Annotated in this window: 15 protein-coding genes; 14 read left to right on the top strand and 1 reads right to left on the bottom strand. The window is 36.9% G+C overall.

Annotated elements, in window-relative coordinates:
• Positions 1-205 precede the first annotated feature (205 nt).
• The 3 genes from ACNQGD_RS05350 to fsa all read left to right on the top strand — a co-directional run bounded on the left by ACNQGD_RS05350 (position 206) and on the right by fsa (position 4318).
• Positions 206-1204 (top strand): GntR family transcriptional regulator, encoded by a 999-nt coding sequence (locus ACNQGD_RS05350; RefSeq protein ID WP_417998559.1) that lies wholly within the window; start codon positions 206-208, stop codon positions 1202-1204.
• Between the two features lie 397 nt (positions 1205-1601).
• Positions 1602-3641 carry a transketolase family protein gene (locus tag ACNQGD_RS05345; RefSeq protein ID WP_417998558.1) on the top strand — a complete coding sequence of 680 codons (2040 nt, stop codon included), beginning with the start codon at positions 1602-1604 and terminating at the stop codon, positions 3639-3641.
• Positions 3642-3661: 20 nt separating this feature from the next.
• Positions 3662-4318, top strand: coding sequence for a fructose-6-phosphate aldolase (fsa, locus tag ACNQGD_RS05340; RefSeq protein ID WP_417998557.1), 657 nt, complete (start codon positions 3662-3664; stop codon positions 4316-4318).
• Between the two features lie 188 nt (positions 4319-4506).
• On the opposite strand, the gene ACNQGD_RS05335 is transcribed toward fsa, so the two are convergent.
• Positions 4507-5196 (bottom strand): NUDIX hydrolase, encoded by a 690-nt coding sequence (locus ACNQGD_RS05335; protein ID WP_417998556.1) that lies wholly within the window; start codon positions 5194-5196, stop codon positions 4507-4509.
• A gap of 621 nt (positions 5197-5817) precedes the next feature.
• On the opposite strand from ACNQGD_RS05335, the gene ACNQGD_RS05330 reads away from it, so the two are divergent.
• The 11 genes from ACNQGD_RS05330 to ACNQGD_RS05280 all read left to right on the top strand — a co-directional run bounded on the left by ACNQGD_RS05330 (position 5818) and on the right by ACNQGD_RS05280 (position 23502).
• On the top strand, positions 5818-8862 hold the full coding sequence (locus ACNQGD_RS05330) for a SusC/RagA family TonB-linked outer membrane protein (RefSeq protein WP_417998555.1): 3045 nt from the start codon (positions 5818-5820) through the stop codon (positions 8860-8862).
• Between the two features lie 30 nt (positions 8863-8892).
• Positions 8893-10455: a RagB/SusD family nutrient uptake outer membrane protein gene (locus ACNQGD_RS05325; RefSeq protein ID WP_417998554.1), complete on the top strand. Its 1563-nt coding sequence runs from the start codon at positions 8893-8895 to the stop codon at positions 10453-10455.
• 137 nt (positions 10456-10592) lie between these two features.
• A complete protein-coding gene (locus ACNQGD_RS05320) occupies positions 10593-11588 on the top strand; it encodes an arabinan endo-1,5-alpha-L-arabinosidase (RefSeq protein WP_417998553.1) in 996 nt (331 codons plus the stop codon).
• A 52-nt stretch (positions 11589-11640) separates the two neighbouring features.
• Positions 11641-13188 (top strand): alpha-N-arabinofuranosidase, encoded by a 1548-nt coding sequence (locus ACNQGD_RS05315; RefSeq protein ID WP_417998552.1) that lies wholly within the window; start codon positions 11641-11643, stop codon positions 13186-13188.
• A gap of 12 nt (positions 13189-13200) precedes the next feature.
• Entirely contained in the window at positions 13201-14811 is a 1611-nt protein-coding gene (locus tag ACNQGD_RS05310) for an arabinan endo-1,5-alpha-L-arabinosidase (protein ID WP_417998551.1), read from the top strand.
• A 91-nt stretch (positions 14812-14902) separates the two neighbouring features.
• Positions 14903-15898: a glycoside hydrolase family 43 protein gene (locus ACNQGD_RS05305; protein ID WP_417998550.1), complete on the top strand. Its 996-nt coding sequence runs from the start codon at positions 14903-14905 to the stop codon at positions 15896-15898.
• 11 nt (positions 15899-15909) lie between these two features.
• The gene (locus ACNQGD_RS05300; protein ID WP_417998549.1) at positions 15910-16896 is read left to right on the top strand and encodes an arabinan endo-1,5-alpha-L-arabinosidase; all 987 of its coding nucleotides are present in this window, start codon (positions 15910-15912) and stop codon (positions 16894-16896) included.
• Between the two features lie 21 nt (positions 16897-16917).
• Complete coding sequence (locus tag ACNQGD_RS05295) at positions 16918-18885, top strand: glycoside hydrolase family 127 protein (RefSeq protein WP_417998548.1); 1968 nt, start codon at positions 16918-16920, stop codon at positions 18883-18885.
• 86 nt (positions 18886-18971) lie between these two features.
• A complete protein-coding gene (locus ACNQGD_RS05290) occupies positions 18972-20957 on the top strand; it encodes an alpha-L-arabinofuranosidase C-terminal domain-containing protein (RefSeq protein WP_417998547.1) in 1986 nt (661 codons plus the stop codon).
• 168 nt (positions 20958-21125) lie between these two features.
• The gene (locus ACNQGD_RS05285) at positions 21126-22817 is read left to right on the top strand and encodes a ribulokinase (RefSeq protein WP_417998546.1); all 1692 of its coding nucleotides are present in this window, start codon (positions 21126-21128) and stop codon (positions 22815-22817) included.
• Complete coding sequence (locus ACNQGD_RS05280) at positions 22801-23502, top strand: L-ribulose-5-phosphate 4-epimerase (protein WP_417998545.1); 702 nt, start codon at positions 22801-22803, stop codon at positions 23500-23502. The genes ACNQGD_RS05285 and ACNQGD_RS05280 overlap by 17 nt, the downstream gene beginning before the upstream one ends.
• The last annotated feature ends 157 nt before the right edge of the window (positions 23503-23659 follow it).

Below are 23659 nucleotides of genomic sequence, written 5' to 3'. Positions count from 1 at the left end.
TTTTCGTTAGCTAATTACAAAAAACAAATACCCAATTTATTAGATACAAATCAAACAATCTATTTAATAAAACAGATATAAAATAGGATATATGTTTTTTTTAAATTAATTTTTTAAGAAATATTAAAAAATCAAAAATATAATAAAACTTAATTTTAACATACCAGTACCTACCAGTTTTTATATATTTGCAAAAAGCTTTTTTATGAAAATCATCAATATTCAAAATAATCAGGGTGTCCCAAAATACAAACAAATCATTTTCTCCATAGAAAAAACGATTGAGAAAGGTCATTTAAAAAAAGACGAAAAACTCCCTTCAATAAACAAAGTATGTCTTGAATTTTCACTATCCCGAGACACGGTTTTACAGGCCTACGAAGAGTTGAAAAAAAGAGGACTAATCTATGCTATTCTGGGGAAAGGATACTATATAAAAAGCACAGAAGTAAGAATAAAACAAAGGATATTTTTACTTTTTGATGAATTAAATATTTTCAAAGAAGACATCTACAATTCATTCTTAGAAACCATTGGTGATGACGTTCAAGTTGATATTTTCTTCCATCATTTTAATACTCCCATTTTCCAAAAACTAATAAATGACAGCAATGGAAACTATACTAAATACATTATCATGCCTACCAATTTAGTAGAGGCTGCATCAGTAATAAAAACCCTACCAGTTAATGACGTTTATATATTAGATCAAACTAATCCAGATCTGAAATCTTTCCCGGCAGTCTATCAAAATTTTGTAAAAGACATTTATGACCGATTGCTGGAAGGAAAATCCAGACTAGATAAATATGAAAAACTGATTATGATTTTTCCTGGGTTTAGAGAACCTTTGGGAATGAAAATTGGTTTCGAAAATTTTTGCAAAGATTTCACTTTCGATTATGAAATCATTACTGAGTTTAAAAATCGAAAAATTAACACAGGAGAAGTGTATATTATTCCGAGTGACAGGGATTTAGTGAGCGTTATAGAAAAAGCAAAAATTCAGAAACTGCGCCTTGGCAGTGATTACGGCATCATTTCGTACAATGAAACCCCACTGAAAAAAGTAGTCGAAAACGGAATTACCACCATCTCTACAAATTTTGAAGCTATGGGTAGAATTCTGGCACAGATGATTTTAAAAGGCAAAACAGAACAAATTGAGAATATATGTGATTTGATTATTCGAAATTCTTTATAAGAAACCCAATCTTTATATTGCATCATCAATTTTAAAAAAATAAGAATATCTTTTTTTATTGGCAAATAAAACATTGTTTCTATTTAAAAAACAAGAAAAAAATTTATTTGTCATTGTTAAAAAAATTTGTCTACATTTGTAAATGTATTTTTTACACTTATTATTATTATTTACTCATAGCCACTCAAAAAGAAGCTATTACTAATTAATTTTCCGCCTAAATATAAAATATTTTTTATCCGACATTTGTTTTGTCGGCTAGTCAGAATAAAAATTTTGCGTCTTATTATAATAGAGGAAAAGTAAAATTTGTGAGAGTTTATGAAACTTGGACACAAATAATAAAACGAATCATATTTACAATATTCAAAACACATTTAATTTTTACAATTTTAACATGAATACAAAAATTGACAATTTAGCTGCTGACAATAGTAGAGCACTGGCTATTTCGATGGTAGAAAAAGCGAATTCAGGCCATCCTGGAGGCGCTATGGGAGGTGCTGATTTTTTGCACATTTTATATTCTGAGTACTTAAAATTTGATCCTACAGAAATGGATTGGCCCTTCAGGGATCGTTTCTTTATGGATGCAGGACACCTTTCTGCCTTGCTGTATTCCCAATATTATTTGTTAGGGAATTACAAAAAAGAAGATTTACAAAACTTCAGACAATGGGGTTCCGTCACTCCAGGTCACCCCGAAGTAGATGTACTTAGAGGAATAGAAAACACTTCGGGACCATTGGGACAAGGACATGCTATGGGCGTGGGCGCAGCTATAGCCGCCAAATTTCTTGATGCCAGATTCAAAGGAATTTTCAATCACAAAATATACAGTTTCATTACAGATGGTGGTGTTCAGGAAGAAATTTCTCAGGGAGCGGGTAGAATTGCCGGACATTTAGGCTTGAACAATTTCATCCTGTTTTATGATTCGAATGATGTTCAGCTTTCGTCTATGACAGATGAAGTAACTTCAGAGAATACGGCTATGAAATACGAAGCTTGGGGCTGGAAAGTTATCACTATTGACGGTCACGATCACGAGCAAATCAGAAAAGCACTGAACGATGCCAATGAAGAGTCAGAAAAACCAACCTTAATCATTGGGAAAACCATTATGGGAAAAGGGTGCGTTACCGCCACTGGCGATAAATATGAAGGCGAGTGTGAATTGCACGGAAAACCAATTGGAGATACCAAAGCCGACTATGTAAAAACCTTACTTAACCTTGGAGCAAATCCTGAAAACCCTTTTGCAATTTATGAAGATGTGGCAACGTATTATGATAAAATAAAAGCCAAAAAATCTGAAGATGCCGCGGACAAAAAGCATCATGTAGCCACTTGGAAAAAAGAAAACCCAGCATTGGCTCAAAAAATGGATTCGTTTCTATCCGGAAAACTCCCCGAATTAGATTTGAGTACTGTTGTCCAAAAAGCAAATGCCGCGACAAGAGATGCCTCATCGGCAGTATTAGCTTACTTGGCGGAACATGTGGAAAACATGATTGTTTCTTCGGCAGATTTATCCAACAGTGACAAAACGGATGGTTTCTTAAAAAAATCTTCTGTTTTACAAAAAAATGATTTTAGTGGTGCCTTTTTACAAGCTGGAGTGGCAGAATTGACCATGACTTCAATCGCTAACGGAATTGCTCTTCACGGCGGTGTTGTACCTGTAGTAGCGACCTTTTTTGTGTTTTCGGATTATATGAAACCTGCCATTCGATTAGCGGCGATTCAGGAATTACCGGTAAAATATGTGTTGACACACGATTCTTTTCGAGTGGGCGAAGACGGGCCAACCCACCAACCTATCGAGCAGGAAGCACAAATGCGTTTGTTGGAAAAAATAAAAAATCATTCGGGGAATCAAAGTTTATTAGCGCTCCGCCCTGCTGATGCTGTTGAAACGTCAGTAGCTTGGGATATGGCTTTGAAAAATACCATTACCCCAACTGCATTGATTCTTTCGAGACAAAACATCAAGGACATTCCTGCAAGGGGAACATCCAGATACGAAGAAGCCACTGCGTCTACAAAAGGAGGGTATTTAGTAAAATCGACGCCAAATCCAGACATCACTTTAATCGCAAATGGATCAGAAGTAGCCACACTTTTGGAAGCCGCAATTATTTTAGAAAAAGAAAAAAACCTATCCATAAACGTTGCCTCCATTATATCTGAAGGGTTGTTTAAATCCCAACCAAAATCGTATCAGGAAAGCATTATTCCAAAAGGAAAATTAGTGTTCGGACTCACTGCAGGACTTCCGGTAAACTTGGAAGGCTTAATTGGCGACAGCGGAAAAATAATTGGATTGGAGCATTTTGGATATTCTGCACCGGCCAGTGTTTTAGACCAAAAATTTGGATTTACCAGCGAAAGCGTTTGCGCAGCAATCCTAAACTACATTGAAGAAAGTAAATAAACATTTAAACAAATAAAGACATGAAATTTTTTATAGACACAGCAAATTTAAAAGACATAAAAGAAGCTAATGATTTAGGAATTCTAGACGGCGTAACCACAAATCCATCTCTCATGGCAAAAGAAGGAATCAACGGTGCAGACAATATTATTGCGCATTATGTAAAAATATGCGAACTGGTTGACGGTGATGTAAGTGCCGAAGTAATTTCGACAGACTTTGCAGGTATGGTGACTGAAGGGGAGAAACTAGCGGCTTTGCACCCTCAAATCGTGGTGAAAATTCCAATGATTAAAGACGGAATAAAAGCAATAAAATACTTTTCGAATAAAGGAATCAGAACCAATTGTACGTTGGTATTTTCAGCAGGACAAGCCTTACTTGCTGCCAAAGCCGGCGCCACTTATGTATCGCCTTTCATCGGGAGATTAGATGATATTTCTACAGATGGAATGGCTTTAATTGCCGAAATCAAACTGATTTACACTAACTATGGATATGAAACGCAAATTTTGGCGGCTTCCGTTCGCCACGTCATGCACATTTTAAATTGTGCCAAAATTGGTGCCGATGTAATTACCGGACCATTAAGCGCTATTGAAGGTTTATTAAAACATCCGCTTACGGATAGTGGTTTAGCCACTTTCTTAGCCGATTATAATAAAGGAAACAGTTAAGAATTTAAATTTCATTTGGGCTACACTTTGTCATTTTAGGAGTAGTTCGCATTTATAAAACTATTCTAAAAATCATTGAGGTTGTAGTCAATCAATGAATTAAAGAATAGTTTTTTTTATAGTTAATTATAAAAAAGGAAGCCTCAATTAAGAGACTTCCTTTTTAGTTTATGATTATAATGAATGACTTACAAGTTTAAAACAAAATCATTTAAAAGTTTCGCATCGTATTTTTCTTTGTCAAAAGTATAAAGATAAGATCCTTTTCTGGAAGACATCATGTCTTTATCTTCGAGTTTTATCAGGATATCTAGTGAGTTTATTTTGCTGATGAAGTTTCTTTTATCCAATTCTTTGCTAAGAATCGCTTCGTACAATTCCAACAGTTGGCGCATCGTAAATTTCTCCGGTAAAAGTTCAAATCCAACAGGCTTGATAGACGTTCTATACCGCAATCTTCTAATGGCATGTCTTAACATCGTGTCGTGGTCAAAAATCAATTTTGGTGCATTAGCTACGCTAAACCATTGTGCGTGGTAGTTTTGAATCAATTCTGCATTATGGTTTTCAATATTAATTAATGCATAATAGGCCACCGAAATAGTTCTTTCGACAGGATCACGGTCAATCTCACTATAGGCATGCAACTGCTCCATATAAATATCCTGAAGACCGGTATAGGAATCCAGTATTCTGATGGCAGCACTGTCTAATACTTCGTCTTTTTTAAGAAATCCTCCTATTAAAGACCACTTGCCTTTCTCAGGTTCAAAATCTCTTTTAATCAAAAGTATTTTTAATCCTTCGTCATCAAAACCAAAAATGATACAATCTACTGCCAGTAAAACTTTATCAGCAGAACTATAACTATTTAACATACTATGTTTTTTAGTGTAAATATATAAACTTCTCAAAAGGTTTCATAATTTATTAATGTTGATTTTACACTTAGTCCGTTAAAACCCTACAATCTGCTTTCTTATTATTTAATAAACCGCCACAGAATATTCGCGTATAGATTTTCTTAATAAATGGCTTCATCAATTGTTAATAGTAAAACTACAAACCAGCACATTACTTTTTTCTTTCATTTCAATCGATTACTATGATTCACAGCTATTTATTACCCCTCAAATTCATTCAAAAAAAAAATAATACGCGAAAATGAAGACTTTTTTTTACAATATCATTCTGGTTTTCAAATTAAAACTGATTTAAAAGGCAATTATTCCGCTGTTTATAAAATAATTTTTACAGATGATTTTTTGTAGAAATGTTTGTTTTTTCACACAAAGTCTAAATTTTATATAAATTAATGTTACAAACTTATCCTTTTATTACAAAAGCATAAATTTTAAAATGTTATTTTCACACTTAATTTAACGTAAGCGTTTTTTTCTGTCCTTTTTTTTATCATATTAATTTGTTTTTGTGCTTTTTTTTTAATTAAATTTACAAATGTAAAACACACACTTATAATTAACCTAAATAATAACCGAATGAAAACAAACCACCGATTATTTCTTTATTGTAATTTTTTAGTACCAAAAAAAGAATGGCTTATTGCAATACTAGTTGTGCTCATGCCTTCTATTAATGTTTCAGCTCAAAACACTCAAATTGTTACCGGAATTGTTACCTCAGCAAAAGACAAAATGCCTGCACCTGGAGTGAATATTTTAATCAAAGGAACTAACACAGTCACTACAACTGATCTTGATGGGCAATATTCTATAAAAGCCGCACCAAGTGATATCCTTATATTTTCTTATATCAGTTACGTTAGTCAAGAAATTACTGTTGGCACTAAAACACAAATTAACATCGCTCTAAAAGATGACCTTACTGCACTTGATGAAGTCGTTGTCATTGGATACGGAACACAAAGAAAATCAGACCTTTCCGGATCAGTTGGTGTTGTCAACATGGAATCTGCTAAGAAAACAGTAACCTACGATGCGGCAAAAATGCTTCAAGGACAAGTTGCGGGTGTAACCGTGCAATCATCCGGAGAGCCTGGTGGATTCGTAAACATTAAAATTAGAGGTCTTAACTCTTTTAGCAATAACAATCCACTTTTTGTAATAGACGGAATGATTGTAGATTCTCCGTTTGATTTTGCTCCGGGAGATATCGAATCGATGCAAGTGCTGAAAGATGCTTCTTCGGCTGCTATTTACGGAGTTCGGGGTGCTAATGGTGTTGTAATCATTACTACCAAAAAAGGGAAAGCGGGAAAACTGAACATTAAATATAAATCTCTTGTAGGTTTTCAAAACGTAGCGCAACAATGGTCTGTTACTGACAGAGTAGGCTATCAAAACATAACCAGTGCAGCCGAATTGAATGCTGGATTAAGCATTGCCCCGGGAAATGACCCAAGTAACAGTAACTACATTAGTAATGTAAATACAGATTGGCAAAATGCCGCTTATGAAACTGGGATTATAGAAAATCACTCGTTAGCGTTTAATGGTGGTACGGAAGATTTAGCCTATAATATGAATATGGATTATTTCAAAAACAGCAGCTATATAAAATCCCCACAAGATTACGAAAGACTATCTATGAACTTGAATTTGAATGGTAAAAAAGGAAAATTCAAATATGGTACTAAAATAGGATTCACACAATCGGACAAAGAAAACTTTAATAGTTATGTAGGAGAATCTGCGATTGCAGCTTTGTTAGGTGCTATTCCAACAATGCCAGTATACGATCCTAATAGATTAGGAGGATACGGCGGCACAGACAATTTAACTCAAAGAGCAATATCCCTTAACGTTATTGGTTTTAATAATTTAATATCTAACAACGGAAAAAGAAATCGTTTTATTGGTAATATTTGGGGAGAATATGAAATCGTAAAAGGATTAAAATATAAACTAGACGCCAGTTTTGACCGATTGGATTATCAAAACAGAAAATTTGTTCCACAAAGTGATTTAGGATGGTATTATATTACCACCAAAGAAGAAGCATCGCTGGATGTATCAACGGGTAATGAGACTAAAACTTTTCTAAACAATTTGCTAACGTATACATTAGACATTAACAAACATAAATTTGATGCATTAGCAGGTTGGGTACAAGAAAGAAAAGACTATTACAACCACTGGTCAAGAGGTGTAGGATATGATTTTGGCAAAATTAGTAAATTGCAATATGCTGATGACACCAGCACCGGTGAGTCTGAAACAACCATTACAGGTACTTCATACATAAGCCGTATCAATTACTCTTTTGATGATCGTTATTTGTTCCAAGCTAACTTTAGACAAGACAAATCGTCTCTTTTTAGTGAAAATTACAACACTACTAATGCGTACTCTTTCTCTGGAGCTTGGAAATTAAGCAACGAAAAATTCATTCACTTGCCTGAATGGGTAAACACTATCAAACTAAGAGGTAGTTATGGAAAATTAGGTAACAACACCATTCCTGCCTATTTTTTCGCAACAACAATCAATAGTTTTGCGAGCTACAATTTCAACAACGAATTGGCACCGGGAACAACTGTTGTCGCTTCTTTAGATCCAAATGTACGATGGGAAGATAATAAAACAACCGATGTAGCAATTGAGCTAGGATTGTTTAATAATGCTTTACAGTTTACGGCAGAGTATTTTGTAAAAAACTCTTCTAATCTATTAGTCGGTGTTCCATTACCGTTTTCTACAGGGGCTTTCCCTGCAAGTATTACAACAAATGCCGGTGCAATGAGAAATAAAGGATTGGAATTCTCTGCATCCTACAACAACAATAACAATGCGTTCAAATACAGCATATCTGCTAATTTAGGAACCTTGAAAAATGAAGTATTGCAAATTGGCATCAACGGAAATCCAATCTATGGTGCGGCTTCAAAAACAGAAGTTGGCCGATCCATGGGTGAAATTTATGCCTACGAAACCGATGGAATTTTCCAAAACGCTGCTGAAATTGCTGCTGCTCCAACGCAAACTAATGCTGGAGTTGGAGATATTAGATTCAAAGACAGCAATGGAGACGGAATGATTAGTGATCTTGACAGAACCTTCCAAGGGGTGACAATTCCAAAATACAGTTACGGAATGAACTTTAGCGGCTCTTACAAAAACTGGGACATCTCTATGTTTTGGCAAGGTGCAGGAGGAAACAAAGTTTTCAATAGCATATACCGCAATTTAATGGCAGGACAATATGGTAACCACAGCACTGATATGCTTAATTACTGGACCCCTACAAATACAAATACTGCTATTCCCCGTCCAATTATTGGTGACCCTAATGCAAACGGAAGAGACTCTAACCGATTCATCGAAGATGGAGATTACATAAAACTGCAAACTATGGAAATTGGATATGAAATTCCAGTTCCGGCTACCAGTTTTATTCAAAAAGCAAAATTGTTTGTAAACGGACAAAACCTATTGATTATTAGTAAATATAGAGGAAGTGATCCTGATTTTAATAGCAACGACGGATCATTCTCAAGAGGATATGACGGAGGTTCTTTCCCTAATCCTAGAACCATTTCTTTAGGACTTGAAGTGAATTTTTAAAATTAGCAAACCAATTAAAAACGAATCAAAATGAAATATAAAATATTTAATTATCTGGCTGGTTTCTTATCACTGGCAGTGATAACAACAAGCTGTGTCAACGATGAAGATTTAATTCAACTTGACCCTAATAATGACGCTGCTGATTCATTCTGGAAAACAGATGAAGACGCTATAAAAGGAGTGAACGCAGCCTATGGCAGCTTACTGACAGATGGCTCTTACATGCGAAGTACTCCATTATTATTAGACCTAAAAGGGGATGATGTCAGAAGTAACAGTCCTTGGGATGCAATGTACAATGTAGGTCGTTTCAATTCCAATGTTTCAAATTCTGCCATTTATGGTTGGGCTTACGAAACTTACTACCAAGGAATCTACCGTGCTAATCAAGTTTTGACCAATGTAGCAACCATCAACATGACCGATACCGCACTTAAAAACAGAATCTTGGGGCAAGCCTATTTCTTGAGAGGATTGTATTTATTTCATGCGGTAAATTTGTTTAAAAACGTACCGTTACCAACAGAAATTGCCGCTTTTTATCCTCAAAAAACTGAAGCAGAAGGTTGGGCACAAGTTATTGCCGATTTTAAAGCAGCCGCAGATTTACTTCCGGCTTCTTATGACAACATTTCTGGTTTAGATTCGGGACAAAAGGGACGTGCCACAAAAGGAGCGGCCTTAGGATATTTAGGAAAAGCCTACTTGTTTACTAAAGATTTTCCAAATGCTAAAATCGCATTCAAACAAGTTATCGATTTAGGAGTTTACGCTTTAGTGGCTAATTACCGTGATAACTTTACGGACACTAACGAAAACAACTCTGAATCACTGTTTGAAGTACAATTCAGCAGAGATGCAGGAGGAGTTGATTTAGGTTGGGGTGGCGCTCCGGCTACTGGATGGGGGAAAACATCTGCAAGAGCTATTACTTATGGACCTAGAGCTTTTGGATGGACAGACGTACAGCCAACAAGGACTTTATTTAATGAATACCAAACTGAAAAAACTACGGCGAACACGACAGATCCACGTTTAGATGCCACTATGTTCTATAACAAACCCGGCGGAATGCAACTTTACGGACAAAATTTCGCTACTTTTTACGCCGCTAATCCAGGAGATTTGAATGACTTGTTTTGTAGAAAATACCAAAATTCAGATGGGAATTATGCAAACGAGTACGACTGGCGCTCTGGTATCAACGAACGTTTGTTAAGATATGCTGATGTATTGTTAATGTATGCTGAATCTTTAAACGAAACTGGTGATACTCCGGGTGCTTACACGTATATTCAAATGGTGAGAAGCAGAGTAGGTTTGCCTAATTTAGCTACAGCAAAACCAGGACTCAGCCAAGTTGCAATGAGAGAACAAATCGGACATGAAAGATTCTTAGAGTTTCCATTAGAAGGACACCGTTTTGATGATATTCGTCGTTGGGGATGGTTACAAGATCCTGTAAAATTAGCTTGGCTGAAAACCAGAGATGTTGAATTTAACTCCTATGCTGCAGGAAGAGAGTTTTTCCCAATACCACAATTAGAAATGGACAACAATCCAGGAACGATTCAAAACAGTGGTTATTAATATTTATTTGATTTAGTTAGTTATAATTTTAATATCATGTGGTGAACTTTTATTAGTTTACCATATGATTTTATACCTTTTAAAAGAATCTCAAATTGGCATACGTTTATCTAAAACACATCACTCAATTTTAAATTATGGTAAAATTAAAAATAGCTTTTATTCTTTTAAGTTTACTACTTGTAAGCTGCCAAAAAGAAGACATTTTAATACCTACGGAGGCTGAATTACATGTTTCAAGTTCTTCTGGTTTAACTGCAAGAACAGTTATTGGAAACGTTCCCTCACATGACCCAAGTACGATTGTAAAAAGCGGTGTAAATTATTATGTTTTTACAACTGGCGACAATATTCCTATGACATACTCAACAAATCTGGAAAACTGGTCATGGGGAACATCGGTGTTTACTGCTACTCCAAGTTGGATCTCCAGTTATGTACCTGGATTTACCAAAACGTTTTGGGCACCAGATGTAGCCTGGTTTAACAATCGATGGAATATGTATTATTCCTGTTCCACTTTTGGATCGGCTACTTCAGCAATTGGTCTCGTTACTGCTCCCTCTATTTCTCAAAGTGCAGGAACAAAATGGACAGATCGAGGCGTTGTGGTATCTTCCTCTTCCGCTTCAGACGTAAATGCAATTGACGCTTCCATTTTAGTAGACGGAAGCAATGTTTATATGGCCTATGGATCGTTTCATGCGGGAATAGGTGTTATACAAATTGACCCTTTGACCGGTAAAACTACCGGGAATAAAACAATTGTTGCTGGTGGTAGCAATGCCAGTTGGGAAGCACCATGTCTAATTAAAGAAAACAATTATTATTATATGTTTGTCAACCGTGGCGCTTGTTGTCAAGGTGTAAATAGCACTTACTTTATTGTAGTAGGACGCGCAACAAGTCCGTTTGGTCCGTTTATAGATAAAAACGGGGTATCATTGAAAAGTGGTGGAGGTACTACTGTATTGAATACAAATGGAAATTACATTGGTCCAGGACATATTTCTAGAATTGTAGGTACTCAAAAAGGTTCAGTCCACTATTATGACGGTGCCGACAACGGAAATCCTAAACTGGAAATAGTCAATTTTACATGGTCAGGCGATTGGCCAACTATTGCATATTAAAAATAAAATTTAGAGGGAGGCTGTTACTTCCCTCTTTATAAAGTAAAACAACATGAAAAAAGCCCTATTAATCTTATTTATTTTTACTTTTTGTAGTCAAACTATTGTGGCACAAAAAGAAACAACAGTATTAACCATAAAAAATAATGACAGTGCTCCTGTAATTAATAAAAACATCTATGGTCATTTTGCAGAACATTTAGGCCGATCAATTTATAACGGCTTTTTTGTGGGTGACACTTCAAAAATACCCAATACAAATGGTGTCCGAAATGATGTAGTTGCAGCTTTAAAAAATTTGAAAATCCCAAACCTGAGGTGGCCCGGAGGCTGTTTTGCTGATACCTACCATTGGAAAGATGGCATTGGACCAAAAGAAAACAGACCTACTATTGTAAACCAATGGTGGGGCGGTGTTACAGAAGACAATAGTTTTGGAACCCACGATTTTTTAAACTTATGCGAACTCCTAGAAACAGAACCTTATTTGGCCGGAAACATGGGCAGCGGTACCGTACAAGAATTGGCAGATTGGGTACAATATGTCAATTTTGGAGGCAAAAGCCCAATGAGCGATTTGCGTATTAAAAATGGCAGAAAAGAGCCTTGGAAAGTAAAAATGTGGGGAGTTGGTAACGAAGCTTGGGGTTGTGGTGGAAATATGACAGCTGATTATTACGCAGGGGAATACCGAAAATATGCCACTTTTATGTCGGATTGGGAGAACACGGGGGGCTTGATGCGCATCGCTTCAGGAGCAAACAGTGCGGATTATAATTGGACTGATACCTTAATGAAAAACATTCCCGGAAATATGTTGGGTGGAGTAGCTTTACATCATTATTCCGTGATTGATTGGGCAAAAAAAGGAGATGCTGTCGATTTTACTGAAGACGTGTATTTTAAAACAATGCAGCAAGCCTTAAAAATGGAAGAACTCGTTACCAAACATTCCGCAATAATGGACAAATACGATCCAACTAAAAAAATTGCCTTGGTTGTGGATGAATGGGGTGGTTGGTACGATGTAGAAAAAGGGTCTAATCCAGGGTTTTTATACCAACAAAATACGATGAGAGATGCTGTTTTGGCGGGGGCAACCCTAGATATTTTTAACAACCATGCCGATAGAGTTCGCATTGCAAATCTAGCTCAATGTGTAAACGTATTGCAAGCTGTTATTCTTACCGATAAAACTAAAATGCTTTTAACACCAACTTATCATGTAATGCAAATGTACAGTGTACATCAAGACGCAAAATTATTGCCAATTACTATAAAATCCCCACTATATACCCATAATGGCGAAACACTTCCTGCCTTATCCGCTTCGGCATCCAAAGATAAAAACGGATTAATTCATATTTCATTAGTAAATATCGATGCTAAAAAAGAGCACAAAATAGAAATTGACATGCAAGAACTTGGAATTAAAAATGTTACCGGAACTATTTTGGCTTCGCCAAAATTACAAGACCACAACACATTTGACAATCCTACAAAAATAAAACCTGCTGTTTTCAAAGGCTTTGAAACAAAAAAGGGCAAACTGGAAATCACAATCCCTGCATTTTCTGTAGTGGTTTTAGAAACCAAATAAAAGCATATAAAAATGAAAAAACTTCTTCACATTTTGAATCTAAGGTCTTATCCAATAATGCTATTGTTGGTAATACTTTTCAGTAGTTGTTCTAGTGATGATCCTGCCGCAGACCCAGATCCGGTAGTACCCCCAGTAGTGGTTGTTCCAAATACTTTCCCCGGACCTACCTACCCGGACAATTACACCGCTATTGCTTCCTGGAATACCCGTTCGCAATGGAACTTGGCAAACGTGCATGATCCTTCTGTTGAAAAGTGTGGCGAATATTATTATATGTATCAAACCGATGCTTCCTACGGTGGTGCTGCAGATGGTCATGGACATTTCCCTTACCGACGTTCGAAAGATTTGATTACTTGGGAATACATGGGTGCTGCAATGACACAAGCTCCAGCTTGGGTAAAAGATTCTTTAAACAACAAAAGAGCCCGAATGGTTCCCGCTTTACCCGCTATTGCAAATCCGAGTTATGGGTATTGGGCGCCTTACATTAAAAAAGTAGGAACTAAATACCGATTGTATTACAGCATCGTAGTTACGGAACCAATTATTGGAACTGACTACAATACCTCATGGTCGGAAAGAGCCTTCATTGGTCTTGCAGAATCAGATGATTTAGCTACCAATGTATGGGTAGACAGAGGAATGGTTGTTTGCTCTGAACCAGACGGTGTGAAAAGTTATGTGCGAAATGGCGGCAATGATTGGGAAGCTTATTTCAAATTCAATGCCATCGACCCAACTTTTACCGTTACGCCACAAGGAGAACACTATTTAATCTACGGCTCCTGGCATTCCGGTATTGCGGCTTTAAAATTAAATCCCATAACCGGAAAACCGGATCAATTAAAAACAGTAGGCGATTATGGCACGCGCATCGCCACGCGCAATAGAGCGAGTCGCTGGCAAGGATCAGAAGGTCCAGAGATTATGTACAACGAAAACACGGGGTACTACTATTTATTTTTGGCGTATGACGGACTTGATGTACCTTACAATACTCGTGTTGCTCGTTCTAAAAACATTATGGGACCTTATCTGGGAATCAATGGAGCCGATGTCACTAACGGAGCCGATGCTTGGCCAATGCTAACACATCCATATTCCTTTAACAATCATACGGGATGGGTTGGGTTTGCACATTGTTCCATATTTCAAAATCCGGAAACCAAAGAATGGTTTTATGCCTCACAAGCTCGTTTGCCAGAAGGCGTACCCGGAATTAATGCTTCTAATGCAGTCATGATGGGTCACGTTCGAGCCATCCAATGGACCGAAGACGGTTGGCCGGTAGTAGCACCCGAACGCTATGCTGGAGTACCTGCAACAACGCTTTCTGATGTTTCATTTATAGGAACTTGGGAACAGATTACAATGAATTACCAGTACAAAATTATTCAAAAATCAGCAACTATATACTTGACCGCCGACAAAAAAGTAAGTGGTGGCGCCACAGGAAGCTGGTCGTATGACAGCACTAATAAAACACTAACTGTTAACGGTGTAAAATGTAAAGTAAGCGATGCTTGGGATTGGGAAAGAGCCACCAGAAAAGTCACCATCACTTATTCAGGATTTACTTCGGGCGGACTTCCGGTTTGGGGTAAAAAAATTGATTAATAAATAGTAATCGGATGCCTTTTTAATACTCTAAAAAGACATCCGTTATAAATAAAACGCCCTTTTCATTCTTTTACAGAAAAAAATCAAAATGAAAAATACAATTACAACCTTATTGCTTCTGGCACTTATTTCCTCTTGTAAAACGATTCAAACAGATCGTGTTACGGCTTCCGCCAAGGATGGAAATCCGAGTCAATCCATGCAAATCAACAATCCGATCATCAAAGATAAATACACCGGCGATCCTGCAGCTTTGGTTTACAAAGACAAAGTCTATCTCTATGCCGGTCATGATGAAGCGCCCAATGATTTCAATTTCTATAAAATGAAGGAATGGCTGGTGTATTCCTCGTCGGATATGGTGAACTGGCAAGAACATCCCGTACCCCTAAAAGTAACCGATTTTGCTTGGGCAAAGTCCGATGCTTGGGCGGCTCAGGTCATTGAACGCAACGGAAAATTTTATTGGTATGTTACGGTTGAACACGGAACTATTCCCGGAAAATCAATTGGAGTAGCCGTTTCTGACAGTCCAATAGGTCCTTTTAAAGACGCGTTGGGAAAAGCCATTATTACTAATGATATGACCACCAAAACCAATATTAGTTGGGACGATATTGATCCAACCGTTATGATAGACGATGATGGGCAGGCTTATTTATTCTGGGGAAATACCGTTTGTTATTATGCCAAATTAAAAGCAAACATGGTTGAACTTGACGGTCCGATTCAAACCGTTACCTTACCAAATTTTACCGAAGCCCCTTGGATTCATAAAAAAAAGGACTGGTATTACTTGTCGTATGCCTATCAGTTTCCTGAAAAAATCGCTTATGCTATGAGTAAATCCATCAACGGACCTTGGGAATACAAAGGAATTTTAAATGAAATTGCCGGAAATTCGAATACCAACCATCAATCAATTATTGCCTTTAAAGGAAAAGACTATTTCATTTATCACAATGGCGCGACTCAACCTAACGGTGGCAGTTTCAGAAGATCCGTGTGCATAGACCGTTTGTATTACAATGAAGATGGAACGCTGAAACGTGTAATTATGACTACAGAAGGTATTCAAAAATAAAAAAATTAAGCATGAAATTACATCAAAAAATACAACCATTACTTCTCTTACTCATCATGACGGCCTCCGCTTGGGCACAAGAAATTTCTGTTCACGACCCAGTGATGATCCAGCAAAAAGACACCTACTATTTATACTGTACCGGAAAAGGAATTAGTGTTTTTAGCTCCAAAGATTTAAAAAACTGGAAACCGGAACCCGCTATTTTCAAAGAAAAACCAGTTTGGGTAGATAAAGTGGTGCCTAATTTTGACAATCACATTTGGGCACCAGATATTTCCTTTCACAACAACACCTATTACTTGTATTATTCGGTTTCTGCTTTCGCAAAAAACACGTCGGCGATAGCATTGGCAACCAATACCACTTTAGACCCAAAAAACCCAGCATATAAATGGGTTGATCACGGAATTGTAATCCAATCCGTTCCAAATCGTGATTTATGGAATGCCATAGATCCCAATTTGACTTTGGATGAAAACAACACGCCTTGGTTGGCTTTTGGTTCTTTTTGGAACGGATTAAAAATGGTAAAATTAAATCCCGATTTAAAATCAGTGGCACAACCTGAAGAATGGTTCACGATTTCAAAACGCAAAAGAACCTTTGAATTAGCGGATACTGACCCCGGAGATGGCGCACTAGAAGCACCATTTATTTTCAAAAAGAACGGGTATTATTATCAATTCCTTTCTTGGGATTTGTGTTGTCGAGGTGAGAAAAGCACATATAAAGTAGTCGTGGGAAGAGCCAAAAACATCACCGGTCCTTATGTAGATAAAGACGGAAAATCACTAAACGAAGGTGGCGGAACGGTATTGATTCAAGGAAACGAAAACTATTACGGAGCAGGCCACAACAGCGCCTATACTTTTGATGGGAAAGATTATATCATTTTTCATGCGTATGATTCCAATCAAAAAGGAAAACCTGTTTTAAAAATAAAAGAAATGCAATGGGATGCTGCTTTATGGCCTGTTGTTGCACCACTGAATTAAAAACAGATTAATAGTCGGCAAATGACCTTTATAAAAAAAACAATACTAGCTCTTTCGATTTTAATGACCGTTTATGGACAAAGCCAACAACGCCCAAAGAAATCGAACTCGTCCAAAAAAACAGATTATAGTATAACTCCGGTAAACATTCAAAATGTAAAAGTTACCGATGCTTTTTGGTTGCCAATAATAAAAAAAGTACAGGAAAAAACCATCGAATACGCCATTCAAAAATGCCAAGAAGAAGGCCGCATGGACAACTTTCTAATTGCAGGTGGTAAAATGGAAGGAACTGTAAAAGGGCAAATGCCTTTTGACGATACCGATGTGTATAAAATTATCGAAGGTGCTTCGAACACCTTAATCAGTGAACCCAATCCAAAACTCGAAATACTATTAGACTCACTGATTAGCATTGTAAAAATTGGTCAGGAAAAAGACGGTTACTTAACTACTTGGAGGACCATTAACCCCGCCAAACCACCAGCTCCATGGGTTCCCGTTATCGAAGGAAAACGTTGGGAATCGTTACATATCAGTCATGAATTATACAATTCTGGACACCTGATTGAAGCGGCTGTAGTGCATTATGAAGCAACTGGAAAGAAAAACTTTTTAGACATTGCCATCAAAAATGCGGATCTGTTAGTGCGAACTTTTGGCGACAGGACAGACCAAGTTCATGGCGTTCCCGGACATCAAATCGTGGAAACCGGTTTGGTAAAATTATACCAAGTTACCCATAAAAAAGCCTATTTAAAACTGGCCAAATATTTTTTGGACAACCGCGGAAATCCAAAAAACCACACTTTATACGGCGCATACTCCCAAGATGACATTCCTGTTATTCAACAAAAAGAAGCGGTGGGTCATGCCGTAAGAGCGGTGTATATGTATGCCGGAATGACGGATATTGCTGCTTTAGAAAATGATGCTGTTTATGGGAATGCCGTGAATCACTTGTGGCGTAATATGATAAACAAAAAAATGTACATCACAGGAGGCATCGGAGCTAAACACGACGGAGAAGCCTTTGGAGAAAATTACGAATTGCCAAATCTAACCGCTTACAACGAAACTTGTGCTGCTATTGGCAATGTGTATTGGAACCACAGACTGCATAGTTTATCCGGAAGTTCGGATTATTTTGATGTGATTGAGCGCTCTTTATACAACGGATTGATTTCGGGATTGTCATTGGATGGAAAAAAATTCTTTTATCCAAATGCATTGGAATCGGATGGCGTTTATAAATTCAATCGTGGTGCATGTACCCGTCAGTCGTGGTTTGATTGTTCTTGTTGTCCAACGAATTTGATTCGGTTTATTCCTTCGATTCCGGGATTGATTTATTCTAAAAGTAAAGACGTGCTTTATGTGAATTTATACGCTTCGAATACGGTGAAAATAACATTGGATAAAACCGATTTACAAATTGCACAACAAACCAATTATCCTTGGGACGGAAAAGTTACTCTTACTGTTTCTCCAAAAAAAGAAAATGAATTTGCTATAAAATTACGTATCCCAAGTTGGGCTAGAAATCAAGTTTTACCTGGAGATTTATATACTTACGCAACTACCTCAACTGCAAAAACAACTGTTACTATAAACGGAAAAGCATTTGCATACCAAGAAGACAAAGGATATATCACTATTACCAAAAAATGGAAAAAAGGAGAAATAATTGTCCTGAATTTTCCAATGGAAGTAAAACAAGTGGTAACCAATGCGAAAGTGGAAGGCAACATAGGAAAAGTCGCTTTGGAATATGGACCAATTGTATATGCGATTGAAGAAGCGGACAACGCAACTAATTTTGACGCCATAACTATCAGTGCAAACGATACTTTCAAAGTTGAAAAAGAGGACAACCTTTTAGAAGGGGTAAATACCATTCAAACCCAAAAATTAAAAGCCATTCCCTATTATTCCTGGTCAAACAGAGGCATTGGAAAAATGAAAGTTTGGATTGATTATAAAGAGTAAAAAAAAAGTAAGATAACAGATGAATCATTAAAGTATAACGTTCAATTCCAACAACTTTAAACTTTAAACCATAAAAAAGAATAAAAATGAAACCAAATTTAATTACCAAAATTACCCTTTGTGGGCTATTACTAAATGGCTTTTATGCCAATGCGCAAAAAACGAATCTCGAAGTGAATACCGCTACTACGGTTACTAAAATTCAACCGACGATGTACGGTGTGTTTTTCGAAGACATCAACTTTGCTGCCGATGGTGGGTTGTATGCCGAGATGATTAAAAACCGTTCTTTTGAATTTGAAGCACCACTGATGGGTTGGGAACAACCAAATAGTGACAAGCATTCATTCAATACAACATCTGGAATTGCTACAACTATTAAGGCATTGGAAAACAAAACCAATCCAAGTTTTTGTAGAGTATTAATCAATGATGCCAAAGGATTTTCGATGATTAACGAAGGATTCCGTGGCATGGGAATTAAGAAAGATGCTAAATACAATCTTTCGCTAAAAGCGGCAAATCACAATGGCGCTATCAAAAAAATTATCATTCAATTTATTGATAAAAACAAAAAAGTATTAGGCGAAACGACTATTGTTCCAACATCAAGCGAGTGGAAAGGCTATACTGCACAATTTACTGCTACTCAAACCGAGGCAAAAGCACAATTAAAAATCACCTTTGAAGGAAACGGAACCATCGATTTAGACATGATTTCTTTGTTTCCCGAAGATACTTGGAGGAACAGAAAAAACGGAATGCGTAAAGACATCGTGCAACTTTTGTATGATATGAAACCTGGATTTTTGAGATTCCCTGGCGGTTGTATTGTGGAAGGAAGAACTTTGGCACAACGCTACCAATGGAAAAAAACCGTAGGTGATGTGGATAAAAGAGAAACGTTAGTAAACCGTTGGAACACCGAATTCAGTCACAAACCGGCACCGGATTATTTTCAGACTTTTGGATTGGGATTCTTTGAATATTTCCAACTTTCGGAAGATTTAGGTGCGCAGCCTTTGCCTATTTTGAGCTGTGGAATAGCATGCCAATTCAATACTGGAGAATTAGTTCCAATGGAAGAATTAGATCCTTACGTGCAAGATGCTTTGGATTTAATTGAATTTGCAAATGGCGGCACAGAAACTCCTTGGGGAAGAGTTCGCTCTGAAATGGGACATCCAAAACCGTTCAACCTAAAATACATTGGTGTTGGAAACGAGCAATGGGGACCAGATTACATCGAAAGATACAAAGTATTTGAAAAAGCAATTAAAGCAAAATATCCAAAAATGATTATTGTTTCCGGAAGCGGACCATTTCCGGAAGGAGATTATTTTGAATACGGCATGCAAGAACTTAAAAAATTGAATGCTGAAATTGTAGATGAGCATTATTACAAAAGCCCACAATGGTTTAGAGAAAATGCTACTCGTTATGACAGTTATGACCGAAAAGGTCCTAAAATTTTCGCAGGAGAATATGCCGCTCAAAGTGTCGCTATTGCAAGTCCTGACAACAGAAATAATTGGGAATGTGCCTTTTCTGAAGCTGCTTTTATGACTGGTTTAGAACGAAATGCTGAAGTGGTTAATTTAACTTCTTACGCACCGCTAATGGCTCATGAAGAAGCGTGGCAATGGACACCGGATTTACTTTGGTTCAACAATCTGGAAGCCTATGGTTCTGCTAATTATTATGTGCAAAAATTATTTGCCACCAATAGAGGAACCGATTTAATAGCCATTAATAAAGACGGAAAACCGGTAACCGGACAAAACAATTTGTTTGCATCAGCGGTGAAAGATATAAATACAAAAGAAGTAATTGTAAAATTAGTGAACACAGCTGCGACTGCCCAAGAAGTAAATGTAGCTTTAAAAGGAACCAAATTACAAGCTAAAGGAACTATAATAACCCTTACAAGTCCAAACTTACAAGACGAGAATTCGTTTGCAAATCCTAAGAAAATAAGCCCGATAGAAAACGTATTTAATTTAAACGGGGACAAAGCCCAAACGAGCCTTCCACCCTATTCTGTGACTGTTTTGAAGTTAAAAATGAAATAATCGCAATAGAATAAATGTATAGCAAAGAATTATTATTTATTCAATTCGGAAACTGCTGTTCTCTTGCAGTTATAATAAAAATTACACCGTTAAATTAAATTAAGTGTTTTTTATACACTTATAAATTATTTAAACTATATTTGTAATTACTCTTAAAAAGAATCTAGAATGAAAAATTATGTAATAGGATTAGACTATGGAACAGATTCTGTTCGAGCGATGTTAATAGACACTGAAAATGGACAAGAAATTGCGTCAAATGTGTGTCAATACAAGCGATGGGCAACCAAAGAATATTGTAACGCATCCCTAAATCAGTTTCGACAACATCCTTTGGATCATATCGAAGGATTAGAAACGACCATAAAATATGTGGTGCAAAACAGCAATATAGATCCTTCCCTAATACGAAGTATTTGTATTGACACCACCGGTTCATCACCAGTACCCGTTACTAAAGATGGAATTCCTTTGGCTTTAACTAAAGGTTTTGAAAACAATCCGAATGCAATGATGGTGTTGTGGAAAGATCATACGGCTATTAACGAAGCAAACGAAATCAATGAACTTGCCGAAAACTGGGGTGGAGAAAATTTTACCAAATATGTAGGTGGAATTTATTCATCAGAATGGTTTTGGGCAAAAATTTTACACATTGCAAGAGTAGATACAGCCGTCAAAGAAGCTGCCTATACTTGGATGGAACATTGCGATTTGATGACGTATTTATTGATCGATAATAAAGATTTAAAATCATTTAAAAGAAGTCGTTGTGCAGCGGGTCATAAAGCCATGTGGCATGAAGACTGGAACGGTTTGCCTCCAGAAGAATTTTTAGAAAAATTACATCCTTATCTAGCCACTCTTCGTGGAAGATTATACGATGAAACCTATACGTCTGATTTAGTAGCCGGAAATTTAAGCCAAGAGTGGGCAACACGATTGGGTCTTACAACGGACACTATAATTGCCGTGGGAACATTCGACGCCCATTCTGGAGCAGTAGGAGCAAAAATTGAAGAAAACACTTTGGTTCGCGTGATGGGAACCTCAACCTGTGATATTATTATTGATTCAAAAGAGTCAATCGGAACAAAAACCGTTCGTGGTATCTGCGGACAAGTTGATGGTTCGGTACTACCAGGATATATAGGTCTTGAAGCGGGACAATCTGCTTTTGGAGATTTATTAGCTTGGTACAAAGAATTATTGCTTTGGCCAACAGAACATTTATTGGATACTTCTACCCTTTTAACTGAAGAACAAAAAAAGCAGTTAAAAGCAGAAATGAGTGACAATTTAATCGTTCAATTGACCGCTGAAGCAGAAAAAATTCCTTTATCTGAAAGTGTGCCAATCGCTTTAGACTGGATTAACGGAAGAAGAACTCCTGATGCTAATCAGGAAATTAAAAGTGCTATTTCTAATTTGTCTTTGGGAACCAAAGCCCCCCATTTATTCAAATCTTTGGTAAACGCGATCTGTTTTGGTTCTAAAAAAATAGTAGACCGTTTTGAAGAAGAAGGTGTAAAAATAAACAGTATTATCGGTATTGGTGGTGTAGCGAGAAAATCGCCTTACATCATGCAAACCTTGGCAAATGTATTGAATAAACCAATTAAAATCGCAGCTTCAGATCAAACACCCGCTTTGGGCGCAGCGATATACGCAGCAGTTGCAGCAGGAATTTATCCGAATGTAATTGAAGCAAGTCAAAAAATGGGAAGTGATTTTGACGGTGAATATTTTCCACAATTAGACAAAGTTGCAGCCTATAACAAATTGCTTTTGGCATACGACCAACTAAGCTCTTTTGCTGATCCATCTATTAAAAAACTACACCATGAGCAATATGTATAATGCTTTAAAACAGGAATGCTACAATGCAAACATGCAATTGAATGCATTGAATTTAGTAGTCTATACTTTTGGAAACGTGAGCGCAGTAGATAGAAAAAATGGTGTTTTTGCTATAAAACCCAGCGGCGTTCCTTACGAAGATTTGAAACCCGAAGATATTGTTATTGTAGATTTTGACAATACCATCATCGAAGGCAACATGCGTCCGTCATCGGATACGAAAACGCACGCTTATTTATATAAAAACTGGCCAAACATTGGCGGTGTAGCACACACTCACGCCACGTATTCCGTGGCTTGGGCACAGTCGCAAAGAGACATTCCAATCTTTGGAACCACCCACGCCGATCACTTAACCAGCGATATTCCTTGTACTGCGCCAATGGCTGACGCACTTATCGAAGGGAATTATGAACACAATACCGGCATTCAGATTTTAGATTGTTTCAAAGAAAAAAACCTTTCGTACGAGGAAGTAGAGATGATTCTCATTGGAAATCACGGTCCTTTTGCTTGGGGAAAGAACGCAGCAAAAGCAGTTTACAACAGTAAAGTTTTAGAGGTAATTGCCGAAATGGCGCACTTGACTTTGCAAATAAATCCAAATGCTCCAAGATTAAAAGATTCCTTAATAAAGAAACATTACGAACGTAAACACGGAAAAGATTCGTATTACGGACAATAATAGATTTTTGAATGATGATTAACGATTTTTGATTTCAGATTTCACAGCACTAGATTTCTCGTTTTATACGAGTCCAAACTTCTGAAATCAAAAATCGTTAATCAAAAATATTAAATCATTTTATAACTCAATGTTATTTTCCAGAATAGGTAAAATA

Origin of the sequence: Flavobacterium glucosi, assembly GCF_048286535.1 — a bacterium.
In the GTDB taxonomy this organism is placed as follows: Bacteria; Bacteroidota; Bacteroidia; order Flavobacteriales; family Flavobacteriaceae; genus Flavobacterium.
Note: the sequence above shows the minus strand (reverse complement) of the source record. Positions and strands in the feature narration are given on the sequence as shown.